Origin of the sequence: Frankia sp. Allo2 (assembly GCF_000733325.1) — a bacterium.
In the GTDB taxonomy this organism is placed as follows: Bacteria; Actinomycetota; Actinomycetes; order Frankiales; family Frankiaceae; genus Frankia; species Frankia casuarinae.
Genome location: NZ_JPHT01000014.1, coordinates 17,309 through 32,178, shown reverse-complemented (window position 1 = coordinate 32,178; position 14,870 = coordinate 17,309). Strand labels below are relative to the sequence as shown.

At 73.4% G+C, this 14,870-nt stretch carries 9 protein-coding genes; 3 read left to right on the top strand and 6 right to left on the bottom strand.

The features are described from left to right. Positions 1 to 37: 37 nt before the first annotated feature. Entirely contained in the window at positions 38 to 6,283 is a 6,246-nt protein-coding gene (locus tag ALLO2_RS11790) for a type I polyketide synthase (protein WP_035732011.1), read from the bottom strand. 900 nt (positions 6,284 to 7,183) lie between these two features. Here ALLO2_RS11790 and ALLO2_RS11780 point away from each other — a divergent pair. Then, positions 7,184 to 8,620, top strand: coding sequence for a bifunctional cobalt-precorrin-7 (C(5))-methyltransferase/cobalt-precorrin-6B (C(15))-methyltransferase (locus ALLO2_RS11780; protein ID WP_051875126.1), 1,437 nt, complete (start codon positions 7,184 to 7,186; stop codon positions 8,618 to 8,620). 45 nt (positions 8,621 to 8,665) lie between these two features. On the opposite strand, the gene ALLO2_RS11775 is transcribed toward ALLO2_RS11780, so the two are convergent. After that, positions 8,666 to 9,574 carry a FadR/GntR family transcriptional regulator gene (locus ALLO2_RS11775; protein WP_011437364.1) on the bottom strand — a complete coding sequence of 303 codons (909 nt, stop codon included), beginning with the start codon at positions 9,572 to 9,574 and terminating at the stop codon, positions 8,666 to 8,668. Positions 9,575 to 9,702: 128 nt separating this feature from the next. Here ALLO2_RS11775 and ALLO2_RS24375 point away from each other — a divergent pair, with 128 nt between their 5' ends. Together ALLO2_RS24375 and ALLO2_RS11765 are read left to right on the top strand one after the other, a co-directional pair. Then, positions 9,703 to 10,389, top strand: coding sequence for a polysaccharide deacetylase family protein (locus tag ALLO2_RS24375; protein WP_084588405.1), 687 nt, complete (start codon positions 9,703 to 9,705; stop codon positions 10,387 to 10,389). Further along, positions 10,386 to 11,072 (top strand): hypothetical protein, encoded by a 687-nt coding sequence (locus tag ALLO2_RS11765; RefSeq protein WP_011437362.1) that lies wholly within the window; start codon positions 10,386 to 10,388, stop codon positions 11,070 to 11,072. Before ALLO2_RS24375 ends, ALLO2_RS11765 begins: the two co-directional genes overlap by 4 nt. Positions 11,073 to 11,188: 116 nt before the next feature. Here the strand turns inward: ALLO2_RS11765 and ALLO2_RS11760 are convergent, their stop codons facing one another. From ALLO2_RS11760 to ALLO2_RS11745, 4 genes are all read right to left on the bottom strand, one after another. Further along, complete coding sequence (locus tag ALLO2_RS11760; protein WP_051875113.1) at positions 11,189 to 12,175, bottom strand: CAP domain-containing protein; 987 nt, start codon at positions 12,173 to 12,175, stop codon at positions 11,189 to 11,191. A gap of 76 nt (positions 12,176 to 12,251) precedes the next feature. Beyond that, entirely contained in the window at positions 12,252 to 13,118 is an 867-nt protein-coding gene (locus tag ALLO2_RS11755; RefSeq protein ID WP_035732005.1) for a biotin-dependent carboxyltransferase family protein, read from the bottom strand. 24 nt (positions 13,119 to 13,142) lie between these two features. After that, on the bottom strand, positions 13,143 to 13,889 hold the full coding sequence (locus ALLO2_RS11750; RefSeq protein WP_011437359.1) for an allophanate hydrolase subunit 1: 747 nt from the start codon (positions 13,887 to 13,889) through the stop codon (positions 13,143 to 13,145). Positions 13,890 to 13,899: 10 nt separating this feature from the next. Beyond that, positions 13,900 to 14,805: a LamB/YcsF family protein gene (locus ALLO2_RS11745; RefSeq protein WP_011437358.1), complete on the bottom strand. Its 906-nt coding sequence runs from the start codon at positions 14,803 to 14,805 to the stop codon at positions 13,900 to 13,902. Positions 14,806 to 14,870: the final 65 nt, after the last annotated feature.

Sequence of the window (14,870 nt, the reverse complement as noted above, 5' to 3'; positions counted from 1 at the left end):
CCCAGACCGCCGCCGAGGTGCGGTGCGCGTCGATGCATCAGCGCCGCTCCAGTTCTGTGGGCCGCTCCAGTTCCGTGGGCCGCTCCAGTTCTGTGAGCCACTGGTGGAGGACCGCGGCGGTGGAGGCGGCGTGTTCGTTCATCATCGTCTGGTGATTGCCGGCGGCGTCGAGCCTTTCGTGCTCCATCACCCAGTCGGTCACCCAGGCCTGGCCCTCCCCGTCGGGGTTCTCGGCGACCGCCTGCTGGGGCATGCGCTCCATCGCCCGGACGAGGACGACCGGCGCGTTGACGGCGGTCGGCCGCCAGCCCTCGAACAGGTCCAGGTAGGCGCCCTGCGCGGTGACCTGTGCCTCCGTCATCAGCGCGAAGGCCTGGTCGTTGAGGGCGACGCCGCGAAGCTCCTCCTGGATGTCACCCTCGGGGATGCGGTCCCCGGGCAGCCACGTGTCGAGCAGCACCACCGCCCTGGGGTGGATCCCGCGGGTCTCCAGCCGGGCCGCGATCGCATGTGCCAGCCAGCCACCCGAGGAGTAACCCGCTAGCACGAGGGGGATCTCGTCGAACGCCCGGGCGATGGTCTCGGCATGCAGGTCGACGACGAGATCCGCGGTGGCCGGAAGCAGCTCCCCGTCGCCGAATCCGGGATGCGGCAGCGCGTACACGTCCCGCCGGCCATGCAGGTGCAGGGCGAGGCGGGCGNAGNTGTGCGGTCCCGACGGGGCAACCATCGAGGGCAGGCAGACGATGGTGGGCCTGGCCGGACCCGAGGCGAGTCTCACCGGCGCGGCGGGCGCGCCGAAGGCCTCGACGGTGCGGAAGACGGGCCTGAGCCGGGCGGCGGCCCGCAGGACACCGACGCCCTCGGCGAACTTGCCGTCCGTGCACGCCTGCCGGTACAGCTCGCGCACGCCGATCGGCGCGACCTGCGTCCCGGCCCGCGCGGGGGGTCCGCCGGGCACGATGTCCGGGTGCCGCTGGGTGGCGAGGGTGGCAAGGGTGGCAAGGGTATCGAGATGGCGGGTGAGCTCGCAGACCGTCGGATGCTCGAAGACGACGGGCGTGGCCAGGGTGAGGCCGGTGGCGGCGGCCAGTCGGCGGCTGAGCTGAACCGAGGCCAGTGAGTCGAAGCCGAGTTCGAGGAAGCGGCGCTGCGGGTCCACGTCGTCGGGCGACGGGTACCCGAGGATGGCCGCGGCCTCCGCCCGCACGAGGTCGAACAGCGCGCGGGCGCGGGCAGGCCCGGGCAGCGTCCCGTAGTCCACCCGGGCGGGGGGCGCGTCGGTGCCGGTCGGGTCGGCGTCCCCCTCGGGTCCGGCCGTCGTGGACCGGCTCCATAGATCGTCGAAGAAACGCCCGGGGCGGGCGGCGGTGAAGGGTGGGAGGAAGCGCTCCCAGTCGACGTCGGCGACGGTGAGCGCGGCCTGCCCGCCCGCGACCGCCCGGGTGAGCGCGGTGACCGCCGCGTCGGGGGGCAGCGGGGTCAGGCCACGGCGGCCCAGGTAGTCACGGAACGTGGCCTCGGCGCCCATTCCGGCATCGGCCCACGGGCCGAACGCGACAGAGGTGGCGGCGAGACCAAGCGCGTGCCGCCGCGCGGCGAGGGCGTCGAGGTAGGCGTTGCCCGCGCTGTAGGCGGCCTGGCCGCCACTGCCCCAGGTCGCCGACACCGACGAGAACAGGACGAAGGCCTCCAGCCTGGTGTCGCTGGTGTCGCTGGTGCCGGTGATCCCGTCGGTGTCGCTGGTGTCGCTGGTGCCGGTGATCCCGCCGGTGCCGTCGAGTAGCCGGTCGAGGCCGGCGGCGCCGGCGACCTTTCCGGCCACGACCTCCGCGAACTCCCCGAGATCGAGTTTGTGTAGGGCGGTCACCTGCCCCATGACACCGGCCGCGTGCACGACGGCGGACACCGGCCGGCCCGCCTTGGCCAGTCTCCGCAGCAGGGCGGCGAGCTGTTCGTGCTCTCCCACGTCGCAGGCCTCGATGGTCGCCTCGGCGCCGAGGGCGGCGAGTTCGGCGCGTAGGTCCTCCGCCCCCGCAGCCGCGGGGCCACGGCGGCTGACGAGGACGATCCGGCGCGCACCGTCGCGGGCGAGCCGGCGGGCGGCATGCGCGCCGAGGGCGCCGGTGCCACCGGTGATCAGGACCGTGCCGTGAGGCCGCCACGCTGGCGGGACGGTGTCGGTCGGTGCACCGACGGTGTTGTCTGCTGCACCGACGGTGTCGGCTCTGACGAGGCGGGGNACCAACAGCCCGGTGGCACGGGCGGCGAGCTGGTCCTCGCTACCGGGGGCGGTGAGGGCGGAGCCGAACCACGCCAGCGTCTGATCGTCGAGGTTGGTCGGGATGTCGATCAGACCGCCCCAGGCGTCGGGGTCCTCCAGGGCGAGGGCGCGGCCGAGTCCCCACATCATGGCCTGGTCCGGGGTGGTGACGGGGTCGTCGGGACCGGTGGTGACCGCGCCGCGGGTGACGCACCACAGCGGTGCGGACACGTCGAGGTCGTGTAGCGCCTGGACGAGCGGGACGGTGAGGGCGAGCCCGGTGGTCAGCGCCGGATGGATGCGGTGCGGCGTGTCGTCGAGGGCGAGCAGGGACAGGACGCCGCGTACCGCCTGCACCGTCTTCTTCCCGGCGGGGCCGCCGCCCGACGGCGGTATGGCGCCCGACGGCGGTATGGCGTCGGGCAGCGGTATGGCGTTCGACAGCAGCGCCGCGACCCGGGCGCGGTCGGCGTCGTCGCCGGTGAGGGTGAGGGTGACGGCCGTGCCGCCGAGGCGTTCGATGATCCAGCAGATGCGGGAGAGCATGTCCTCGTCGACGGCGGCGGCCGGGGTCAGCACCGGCCACACGCCGGACAGCGGTGGCGTCGCGGTGGCCTGGGCCGTCACGGCGATGGCCTGGGCCGTCACGGCGGTGGTGACGTCCTCGGAGTCCAGGGGCCGCCACTCGGTGCGGTAAGACCAGCCGTCCGGGTCCGCCGCGCGGGCCGTCCCGACGGTCGGGCTACGGGGCGCGGGGACAGCGGTGGTCCCGTCGAGCCAGTAGCGCCTGCGCTGGAACGGGTAGGTGGGCAGCTCCCGGTGCCGGGCGCCGCGTCCCCGGTACAGGGCGCGCCAGTCGACGTCGACGCCGTGGACGTGCAGCTCAGCCAGGGCGGTGAGGAGGGTGTCGGGTTCGGGGCGGCCGGCGCGGGACGCCGCCGCGGCCACCGTGTCCCGGGCGTCGCGGGTGTTCTGGGCGTCCCGGGTGCTTTGGGTGCTTTGGGTGCGCTGGGTCTTCTCGGTGCGCTGGGCGTCGGCGGCTAGGCAGGCCGGCAGGAGCGCGGTCAGGACGGCGTCGGGACCGAGTTCGAGGTAGGCGACGGCGCCTTCGCGGTGCAGGCGACGGGCGGCGTCGAGGAAACGGACGGGTTCGCGGACGTGGCGTACCCAGTGGTCGGGGGTGGTGAGCCCGGCCTGGAGGTCGAGGTCGCCGGTCCGGGTGGAGACGACGGGGATGGCCGGCGGGGAGTAGGTGATCTTCTCGGCGACGGCTCGGAACCGGTCGAGCATGTCGTCCATGTGCGGGGAGTGAAAGGCGTGGCTGACCGTCAGCCGCCTGATGGCGCGGCCGCGCTCGGCCCAGCCGACGGCGACGCGTTCGACGAGGTCGGCGTCGCCGGCGATGACGGTGGCGCTCGGGCCGTTGACGGTGGCGATCTCGACCCGCCCGGCGAGTCCGGCGAGGGACTCGGCGACCTCCGCCTCGCCGGCGCGGATGGCGGTCATGGCTCCGCCGGCGCGGCAGGCCTGCATGAGCCGGCCGCGGGCCGCGACGAGAGCGCAGGCGTCGTCGAGGGTCCACACTCCGGCGACGTGGGCGGCGGTGAGCTCGCCGATGGAGTGCCCGGCGAGGATCCCCGGGGCGAGACCCCAGGATTCGAGGAGCCGGAACAGCGCGGTCTCGAAGGCGAACAGCGCGGGCTGGGTGTACTCGGTGCGGTCGAGCGCCGCCGCGCCCGGGGAACCGGCGGGGGCGAACATGACGTCGCGCAGTGGGTGTTCGAGATGCGGCGCAAAGTGGGCACAGACGTCGTCGAGGGCGTTGGCGAAGACCGGGTAGGTCGCATGGAGTTCGCGGCCCATCCCGGGGCGTTGGCTGCCCTGGCCGGTGAACAGGAAGGCGGTTGCCCCCCGGGCGGTTCCGCTTCGGCGGAGCGCCGGTCGGACCGTGCCCAGGACCAGCCCGGCGCTGGGACGGGCCTCGGCCAGAGCAGCCAGGGTCCCGGTCAGGGTCCCGGTCCCGGTCAGGTGTGTGCCGCTGCCGCACGCCGCCGATCCGCGGACGACGGCGACGGCACGGTGCTCGAAGTGGGTGCGACCCGCCATGGTGTATCCCGCGTCCAGGGGAGAGATCTCGGGATGGCGCTCCAGGTGCGCGCCGAGCCGGGCGGCCGCCGAACGTAGCGCCGCGTCGCAGCGGCCGGACAGGACGACAGGCACCGGGGCGCTCGCCGGGTTCTCTCCGGCGCGGTCCGCACCCATGGCGTCCGTTTCCGGCCCGGGTGGTGCTTCCTCGATCACGGCGTGAGCGTTGGTGCCGCTTACCCCGAACGCCGACACCGCCGCCCGTCGCGGCCGGCCGTCCCGGCGCTGCCAGGGGACGTTTCCAGTGAGCAGGGCGACGTCGCCCGCCGACCAGTCCACGTGCGGGGACGCCTCGCGCACGTGCAGGGTCCGCGGCAGGACGCCGTGCCGCATCGCCTGCACCATCTTGATGATCCCGGCGACGCCGGCGGCGGCCTGGGTGTGGCCGATGTTCGACTTCAGGGACCCGAGGTAGACGGGCCGCCGTGCCGCACGGTCCTGGCCGTAGGTGGCAATGACGGCCTGGGCCTCGATCGGGTCACCGAGCGTCGTGCCGGTGCCGTGCGCCTCCACCGCGTCGACGTCGGCGGCGCGCAGCCCGGCGTTGGCCAGCGCCTGGCGGATCAGGCGCTGCTGGGACAGGCCGTTCGGCGCGGTCATCCCGTTGCTGGCGCCGTCCTGGTTGATCGCGGTGCCACGCAGGACCGCGAGGACGTGATGGCCGTTACGGTGGGCGTCGGAGAGCCGTTCCAGCAGCAGCACGCCCGCGCCGTCGGCCCAGCCGGTGCCGTCGGCGTCGGCGGAGAACGCCTTGCACCGCCCGTCCGACGCCAGGCCCCGCTTGCGGCTGAACTCCACCAGGATCCCTGGGGTCGACATCACGGTCACCCCACCGGCCAAGGCGAGGTCGCATTCGCCGGCCCGCAGCGCATGGCCGGCCAGATGCACCGCCACCAGGGACGAGGAACACTGGGTGTCGATGGTCAACGCGGGCCCTTCCAGGCCAAGCGTGTAGGAGACGCGGCCGGCGATCACGCCGGAGGCGTTGCCGGTGAGTAGTTGTCCCTGGGCTTCGGCGGGCGCCGCATGCCAGGCGGGGCCGTAGTCCTGCAGCGACACCCCGGTGAAGACGCCGGTCCGGCTGCCCCGCAGCGACCGTGGGTCGATGCCCGCGTGCTCCAGCACCTCCCAGGAGATCTCCAGCATCAGCCGCTGCTGCGGGTCCACGGCATGTGCCTCGCGCGGACCGATACCGAAGAATCCCGGGTCGAACAGCGCGATGCCGGGCAGGAACCCGCCATGGCGGGTGTAGGCGGTGCCAGGCTGATCGGGNTCAGGGNCGTAGAGCGCGTCGAGGTCCCAGCCCCGGTCGTCGGGCAGGCCGCCGACGGCATCCCGGCCCTCTCGCACCAGGTCCCACAGGGCTTGCGGTGAGTCGACGCCGCCGGGCAGCCGGCAGGCCATGCCGATGATGACTACGGGATCATGGCCCCGGAACGGCTCCGAGCCGACCTCGCCGGTGGCAGGAACGGCGGTGGCCGGCGGGACGGCCGCGGGGNCGGCGGCGGGGNCGGCGGCGGGNTCGTCGATACCCAGCAACTCACGGCGCAGATGGTCGGCGAGGGCCTCGGGGGAGGGCCGGTCGAACAACAGCGTCGCGGGCAGGCGCAGACCCGTCGCAGCGGACAGTTCGTCTCGCAGCCGATCGGCGATGCCGCGGTACACCCCGAGACCACGCCAGGAGGACTCCCGGCCGAGGATGGCCGCGTCGCCGCTGCGCTCGGTCAGCACGGCGACCCGGCCGGCTATCAGGTCCAGCAGGAGCTCGCGCTGGGCCGTCTCCGATCGGCCGGTCAGCCGCAGACGCCACGCCTCGCTCGCCCCACCACCGGTGCCGCGCGGCGATCGTGCCTGGATTTCGCGCGTATCGCGCATGCAAACTCCCAGCGTCCTATGCAATGAGGAAACGACGCGTCGGCGACAGCCGCGTCCGTCGCCGGGCGTTCGCCTTCGTTCGTTTCGGCCACGGGTCGACGGACAACGAAGAAGGCCGCCACGGACCAAAGCCAGGGCCAGCCGTCAGCGCTCGGTACGGAGTGGGACAAAGTCCCGGAAAGCCGGGGCCGAGAACGACTTGGAATATCTCCTCTGGACGCGGAAGGGCATGGCTCAGGCAACCGGCGAGGAGTCGGAGCGCGGAGCCGTCCGCTCTCCGTAGAGAGTGTGACGCCCCCATCTCCTCAGGGTACGACCATGCCGGCCGGGGTGCGTGTCGTCGGTCACGTGTGAACAAGCATGAACGCCATGGTGCCCGACGCTGCGTTTGGGCTTCAAACGTCCTGGCGCGATCGGGCCATGTGAGAATTTACCCGGCCATCCTATGCGCAGGTCCCGGAGCGCTCCTGGTACCTTGGCGTACAGATGTCTGCTCTTCCTGTTCCTGGGTTCGTAGGTGATCAGGACTTCGAAGGCCACACCGATCGCGGAGCCGGCGTGCAACGTGTCGGGGATCGCATTTCACCAGGAATTGCTACCCGATACGGCGGTGATTTTCCATCCCNTGGCCGCCGGCGGCCGCCGTGCCCGGCGGCGGCTGATATACCCGCGGACCGCTGCCGCGGCTCGGTGGTGGGACGCGGTCGCGGGGCAGGTGGCGGAGGTCGCCGACCAGGCCTGTCCGGACGAGGCGCACAGCTATTCTTGATCCTCCTGGCCGACGCGCTACGCTCGCCTGTTGTGTCCGACACTGCCGCCACGTCGGCGACCGACACTGCCGCCACGTCGGCGACCGCGCCCGGATCCGGTGACGTCACCGGATCCGGGTCCCCCGGGCCGGTGAGTTCCGCCGACTCCAGCTTCGCCGACTCCATCCCCTCCGCTGTGCGCGTCACCGTGGTAGGTATCGGGGCCGACGGCTGGGCGGGGCTGGCGCCGACGGCACGTGAGGTGGTGCGCGGGGCCGCCGTGCTGTTCGGCGCCGATCGCCAGCTTGCCCTCGTGCCCGAAAGGATCGACGGCCAGCCCGTTGGAGGCCGGCGGGTGTCGTGGCCGTCCCCGCTGCTGCCGGCCCTGCCCCGCCTGCTGGCCGGGCACGCCGGCACCGGCGCTCAGGCGGGGCAGGGTGAGCTCTGTGTTCTCGCGAGTGGTGATCCGATGTTCTTCGGGATCGGCACCACTCTGGTCCGGCTGCTGGGAGCGCACCGGGTGCGGGTCCTGCCCCATCCTTCGTCGCTCTCCCTGGCCTGCGCGCGGCTCGGGTGGGCCGTGGACGACGTCGACGTGGTGAGCGCGGTCGGACGTCCCCTCGCGCAGGTGCAGGCCGCACTGGCGCCGCGTCGACGGCTGCTCGTCCTCAGCTCCGACCGGGCCACGCCCGTCGAGTTCGCCACCTTGCTCGTCGGGCGCGGGTACGGCGAGAGCCTGCTGACGGTTCTCGACCGGCTCGGGGGGCNGGACGAGGCGTACCAGAGCGCCCCCGCCTCCGCCTGGGTCGAGGCCGGTGCCCGGGCCTGGGTTCGGGCACCGGCCGCCGTGGAGCACCCGGGCGGGGCCGCCTCGGCCGTGCCGCCGGGGTCAGCTGTGTCGCAAGGGTCGGTCGTGCCGCAGGTGCCGTTGCGCGAGCCGGCGGACCTCAACGTCGTCGCCGTCGAGCCGGTGCCCACGCCGTCCGCCCCGCACCGCTCGCGGACGCCGGGCTTGCCTGATGACGCGTTCGAGCACGACGGTCAGATCACCAGGCGGGAGATCCGGGCGGTGACCCTGGCCCGGCTCGGACCGGTCCCGGGCGAACTGCTGTGGGACGTCGGATCGGGCTCGGGCAGCATCGCGATCGAGTGGATGCGCACCCATGGCACCTGTCGCGCGATCGCGATCGAGCCGCGGGCGGAGCGCGCCGACCGGATCCGGCGCAATGCCACGGCTCTCGGCGTGCCGGCGCTGCGGATCGTGCCCGGCCGGGCGCCCGAGGCCCNGGCCGGGCTGCCGGCGCCGGATGCGGTCTTCATCGGGGGCGGCCTCACGACCCCCGGGCTGCTCGACGCCTGCTGGGCGGCGCTGGGCGGACGTGGCCGGCTCGTCGCCAACGCCGTCACCCTCGAATCCGAGGCGCTCCTCGTCTCCTGGCATGCCCGCCTGGGCGGTGATCTGGTCCGGTTGTCAGTGAGTCGGGCGGCCCCGATCGGTGGCTTCACCGGATGGCGCCCGGCGAGGCCGGTGACCCAGTGGACGGTGTGGCCCGCCGCCCACCGATCCGTCGATCCGTCGAAAATGTAGAAGGTTGACGGTCTCCAGAGCGTGCCCAACCCTCTACAGTTCGATTCAGCCGAGCAGGTCCAGCACGCACCGGTCGGCCGGACCGCCGGGGATCGCGTGGTCGGGGGCGGCGAGGTGCCGGTGCCAGAGATCGGCGGCGCCCTGCGTGTCGCCGGCCTCGATGAGGTCGATGAGCGTGGCGTGGATCCGGCGGGTCGCACGGGCGGACGATCGGTCATCGGCGGCGACCGCGGCAAGGCTGGTCTCCTCCGGACGGTTGTCGGCACCGGGGTGACCGCCGTGGCTGTTTGTGAGCTCCACGAGATGCAGGAGCATCCCGGTGATCACGGTCAGTGACTTGTTTCCGGTCAGCTCCACCACGGCCAGGTGAAAGGCGGCCTGGGCCGAGGCGAGCGCGACGGGATGGTCGGCGGCCTCGTCACCCTCGTGGAGGAGCTGGCGCAGCCGGGCGACGTCGGCGGGATCACGCCGTTCGGCGAGCAGCGCCGCGCACGGCGGCTCGATGACGGCACAGGCCTGGTGGACGTCGCCCAGGGTGGCGCCGCGGTGTTCGAGGACGAGACCGGCGTAGCGCGCGGCAACCTCGGGGCTCGGGGTGTGGACCCGCGCGCCGCCGTGGGCCCCGCGCCGCACGAAGATCAGCGCTTCCGCCTCCAGCACCCGGAACGCCTCGCGCAGGGTGGGGCGCGAGACTCCGAACTGCGCCATCAGCGTGGGTTCGGGCGGTAGGGCGTCACCCTCGCTGAGCTCGCCGCGGATGATCCGCCGCCGCAGCTGGCTGGCGACGAGTTCCGCGGTCTTGGGTACCCGCACCCGCTGGCCGACCGGGGACGCGGCGGCCGGGACGTGGGCGGGCGAGACCGGGGGCGCCGGGTTCGGGGTGGCCTCCGTGGTGGATGCCCCGGCGACGGACGTGCCCGGGATGGTTCCCGCCGGAGCGGCTGGCCATGCCATGAGCGGTCCTCCTGCACGGCGGGCGTCGATTGTTGCCTAATGATCGTCGGATATCGGTGGACTGTGTGGCATATTTATGTTAACAGACGACGATTCGTCCGGATTGTCGGCATCGTGGCCTCGACATCATGCGTGTCGAAAGAGTGCGCCCGATCCACAGCACGACTCCGACGTGGCCTGACGTGGTAGGGCCTGACGTGCTTGATCCGAAGCCCGACCGTCTCGTTCCTTCGCGCGGGTGCTTGTCGGCCGCGGTCGCCCTGACGATCGACGACGGTCCGCATCCGGTGTGGACGCCGCGGATGCTCGACGTCTTGCGCCGCAACCGGGTCCAGGCAACGTTCTGCCTGGTCGGGGCCCAGGCACACGCGCACCGGGACCTGGTGGGCCGCATCATCGCCGAAGGGCACTCCGTCTGTAACCACGCGATGACCCATCCCCAGCCGTTCAGTCATCGCACACCGGCGCAGATCCGGGCCGAGATGGTCCGCGCCCAGTCGGTCATCGTCGACGCGGGTGGGAAACCGCCCCGGCTCTTCCGCGCGCCGGGTGGTGACTGGTCGCCGGCCGTGCTCGCCGCGGCCGCGAACCTCGGCATGACCGCGATCGGCTGGGACGTGGACCCCCGGGACTGGGCCCGACCGGGCACGCCGCGGATCGTGCGCTCGCTGACCGCGGCGCGGCCGCGTCCCGGGCCGCGACCGGCGGTGATGGTGACCTGGTGTTTCGTGGNTCGGGGNTCGCCGTCGGNGAGGGTTCATCGGCACCGGGCGGGGCACGTTCCTGGCGTTGGCCACGGAAGGAGCTCCCGATGACCCACGTCGCCGACATCGACTCCCCCTGGTTGGGCGCCTGGCATATTCCCCGCAGCCGGGGTGTGGTCAGTGGTCTGCTGCTGATGCTCCTGGGCGTGTGGGGGGCGCTGATTCCGTTCGTCGGGCCGTACTTCGACTTCGCCTTCACCCCGAACAGCGCCTGGACCTGGACGTCGGCCCGCTTCTGGTTGGAGGTGCTGCCGGGTGCCGCCACATTCGTCGGTGGGTTCCTGCTGCTGATGAGCTCCACCCGCGGCACCGCCGCGCTGGGTGCGTGGCTCGCGATCGTCGCCGGCGCCTGGTTCGTCGTCGGCCCGACGCTGGCGGGACCCTGGGACCTCGGCGCGCTCGGCCGGCCGGTCGGTGGGTCCGCCCGGCAGGCGCTCGTCTGGATCAGTTTCTTCTACGGCCTCGGCGCCGTGATCCTCTTTCTCGGTTCGACCGCGTGGGGTCGGCTGAGCGTGCGGGGGGTGCGCGACGTGGCCGCGGCGCGCCGTCAGCGGGAACTGCGGGAGCAGGCGGCCATGCGTCCGGGCCCCCTGGCGGAGTCGGAGGTCTATCCCAGCGACCGCCTCAGTGCCCCGGCCCCGGCCGAGGGGGCCCCGGCCGAGGGGGCCCCGGCCGAGGGGGCCGAGGAACGCACGGGCGCGTTCGGCCGTCATCGGCGCCGCAGCCACCGCTGACGGAAGGATCCATCGGGGAGGAACAGGGGAAGCGTGCGTCTCAGGGTGGGCCGTGCGTCTCAGGGCCGGCCGTGCGTCTCAGGGCCGGCCGTGCGTCTCAGGGCCGGCCGTGCGTCTCAGGGCCGGCCGTGCGTCTCAGGGCCGGCCGGGTGCCTCGGCCCGGAGTGGTTTCGTGGGTCGGCGCCGGCGAAGTCCTGCGTCCAGTAGGTGCCGTACGCGCCGCNGGTGGCGTAGCCCACGCCGATGGCGGTGAAGGCACAGGTGAGGATGGTCGCCCGCCGATCGGCGCTGTCCATCCACATCTGCACGGTCCGAGCCGCGGTGAGCGATCCGGCGGCGATGTTCTCCCCGACGAGATCGGCGGTGTATCCGCGGGCGGCCAGCCGCTTGTCGAGGCCGCGACCGTCCCTACCGGTGTAGCCGAAGTAGCCGTTCGCCGCCATGTCGGTGCTGTGCGCCTGCGCCGCGGCTGCCAGCCGGGCGTCGACCGTCAGCGCGCCGCAGCCCGCTCGGGCCCGCTCGATGTTGGTCAACCGGACCACCTCGGCGGCCTCGGTGCCGGTCCGGGGCGGGGCGACGGGCGGCGTCCGCCTCGGAGCCGGCGCGGACGTGCTCGTGCCCAGCGCGACGCTCGTGCCCGGTGCGACGCTCGTGTCCGGTGCGACGCTCGTGTCCGGTGCGACGAGGGGTGCCTGCACCGGAACCGGCAGGCGGGTAGCGTCCGGCAGGCCCGCGGACGGTTCGTCGGTCCGCGACGGTAGCGGGGTCGTGGTCGTGGCCGTGGCCGTGGACAGGCCGGACGACGCCGTCGACGATGTCCTCGCCGGCTCCGCGACCGGCTCCGCGGTCGGGTGCGTGGTCGGCTGGGCGAACGACCCTGCGGTGAGCTCCGTGCGCGCCGCCCCGGACGGGTGCGGCGGGACGGGNGNCGCGGCGATCGTGATCTCCTGGTCGGCCCGGGCTCCCGTAGACGGCGTCGCCGACGCTGCCCTGCCGGCGGGAAANGCCNGGCAGGCCGTGGTGAGCGCCGCTGCGAGGGCGGCCACGGACGCGGCGGCGATGACGGTCGTGAACCGAAGCGAACCCAGCCGAACCGAACCCATAAGGCCTCCTCGGGTCTCCCCCCCGGGAGCAATACGAGCAAAGATAACTAATTCCGCGTGTGGCGCTCCTCGCCTGTCATCGTGTGGTCCAGCTGTGGTAGGGCCGGAACCGGATGCGCTGGCCGGGCCGGCATTGCGCGGCCAGGTGCAGATCCTCGGACGCGACGACGCCCAGCATGGGATAACCCCCGGTGACCGGATGGTCGACGAGGAAGAGGACCGGCCGCCCGTCCGGGGGGATCTGGANCCCCCCGGTGACGACGGCCTCCGAGGGCAGCTCCGCGGTGATCCGGCGGCGCGGCGCCGGCCCGACGAGCCGTACGCCGACCCGGTCGCTCTGGGCCGTCACCTCATAGGACGCGGAGAACAGCGTGGGCAGCGCGTCCGCGGTGAACCAGTCGTCGCGGGGGCCGGCGAGGACCCGCAGGGTCGGTTCGTCCGGGTACTGGGCGAGCGGGGCGAGGTCGACGGTTGGCGGGTCCGCGCTGTCGGCCGCCCGCGGCAGCCGCCGACCGGTGCTCAGCGGTTGCGGACCGATCCCGGAGAGGGTGTCACTCGATCGTGAGCCGAGCACCGGGGGGACACCGATCCCCCCGCGAATTCCGAGGTAGGTGCGCAGGCCCCGGTCGGGTGCCCCGATCCGCAACAGCGCGCCGGCGGGCACGTCCACCGGGGAGTACATGCTGATCTGGCGACCGGCGAGTTCCAGCGGGCACGGCGCGCCGGTCAGCGCGATCAGCGCCGGATCCGTGAACCGTGCGGTGAGGCCGCCGTAGGTGAGCTCGACCGCCGCCGCGGTCGCGACGTTGCCGACGAGCCGGTTCGCCAGCAGCAGACTGCGACGGTCGGCCGCGCCGGACCGGGTGATGCCCAGGTGCGCGAGCCCGGGCCGGCCGAGATCCTGGACCGTGGCGAACGGACCTGGCGCGACGATTTCGATCATGAAATCCCGATCATGACATTTCGATCACGACATCGACCGGGCGGCGTCAGCAATGGCGTCGGCGTCGGCGATGAACCGCACCCGCGTGCCCGGGGCCAGCACGGCGGGCGGCTCCCGGTCGGGATCGAAGACCCGCAGGTCGGTATGGCCAATCAGCCGCCATCCGCCGGGCGAGGTCCGCGGGTAGACACCGCTGAACTCGTCGGCGATGGCGACCGCGCCCGCGGGGACCCGGGTGCGCGGGCTGTCCCGGCGTGGCACGCGCAGCGCCGGGTCGAGGCCCGCGATGTAGGCGAAGCCGGGAGCGAAGCCACAGAACGCGACCCGGTGCCGGCCACGTACGTGCCGGTCCACGACCTGCGCCGGAGTCAGTCCGCTGAGCCGGGCGACCTCGGCCAGATCGGGACCGTCGTAGCGCACCGGTATCGTCACGACGTCCCGGTCGAGCGGGGGACCGGCCTGCGGCGCGGGGCCGGACGAGGGATCGGGACCGGCCTGCGGCGCGGGACCGGAGGAGGGCGTGGGGCCGGAGGAGGGCGTGGGGCCGGACGTGCCGGGCTGAGCCCCGGCGGCGCGCAGCAGGGCGGCGCTCAGGCGTCTGGCGTCGGTCGCCGCGGGATCGAACGCGACCAGCACCGTCCGCGCCGCGGGAACCAGTTGGATGATCCCGACCGGGGCGATCCGCCGCAGCCGCGCGTAGAGGGCCTCGGCCTCGGTCAGGCCGGCCACCTCGACGAGCAGTGCCTCGTCACCGCAGGGCAGGATGCGCATCGCGATCCTCTCAGCTGAACGGGATCAGGGGGACACCCGCGTCGAACAGGGCTTGGCGCAGCCGTCTGACCATCTCGACCGCGCCCGGCGTGTCCCCGTGCACGCAGAGAGAGCGGGCGCCGACGTCCACCGGTGTGCCCTGCTGGCTGACGACCACGCCCTTGATCGCCATCCGCACGCCGCGCGCGACGATGACGTCGGGATCGTGCAGGACGGCGCCGGCCGTGCGCCGGGAGACCAGAGTGCCCGCGGCCGTGTAGTCGCGGTCGGCGAACGCCTCGCCGACCGCGGTCAGGCCGGCCTCGCTCGCGCGCCGCAACCACGCCGATCCGGGCAGGCCCAGGACCGGCAGCGTCGCGTCGTAGCAGCGGATGGCCTCGACGACGGCCTGCGCCTGCTCCTCGTCGGTGACGATGGCGTTGTAGAGGGCGCCGTGCGGCTTGACGTAGCGAACCCGGTCGCCGGCCGTCCGGGCGAAGGCGTCCAGCGCGCCGAGCTGATAGAGGACGTCGTCACGTAGATCGTCGGGGTCCATGTCGATGCGGCGACGACCGAAGCCGGCGAGGTCGCGGTAGCTGACCTGGGCGCCGATGCGGACTCCGCAGCGGACCGCCTGCTCGCACGTCCGCCGCATCGTCGCGGGGTCGCCGGCATGGAACCCGCAGGCGATGTTGGCGCTGGTGACCAGGTCGAGTAGGGCCTCGTCCTCGGTGAGGCGCCAGACCCCGAAACCCTCGCCGAGGTCGGCGTTGAGATCGAGGGGACGCGGCGGATCCGCCGGAGGCGGTGGTGCGACGGGATGTGCCCGTCCGGCCGGAGGCGGTGGCTCGACCGGGTTCGGTGGATCGGCCTCCCCGGTGGTCGCCCGGTCTGGCCGAGGTCGCTCCCGCCTGCCGGGATCTCGCTGGTCGCCCATGCTGCCAATTGTTCACCACCTCGGCACTGGCGATCCGCCCCCGTCGGCACGGTGGCGGGTGAGCC

Excerpts from the sequence above, each read along its gene's own strand:
- ALLO2_RS11745 (WP_011437358.1), bottom strand. The coding sequence starts at position 14,805 with ATGGGCGACCAGCGAGATCCCGGCAGGCGGGAGCGACCTCGGCCAGAC.
- ALLO2_RS11765 (WP_011437362.1), top strand. The coding sequence starts at position 10,386 with ATGACCCACGTCGCCGACATCGACTCCCCCTGGTTGGGCGCCTGGCAT.
- ALLO2_RS11750 (WP_011437359.1), bottom strand. The coding sequence starts at position 13,889 with ATGCGCATCCTGCCCTGCGGTGACGAGGCACTGCTCGTCGAGGTGGCC.
- ALLO2_RS11775 (WP_011437364.1), bottom strand. The coding sequence starts at position 9,574 with ATGGCATGGCCAGCCGCTCCGGCGGGAACCATCCCGGGCACGTCCGTC.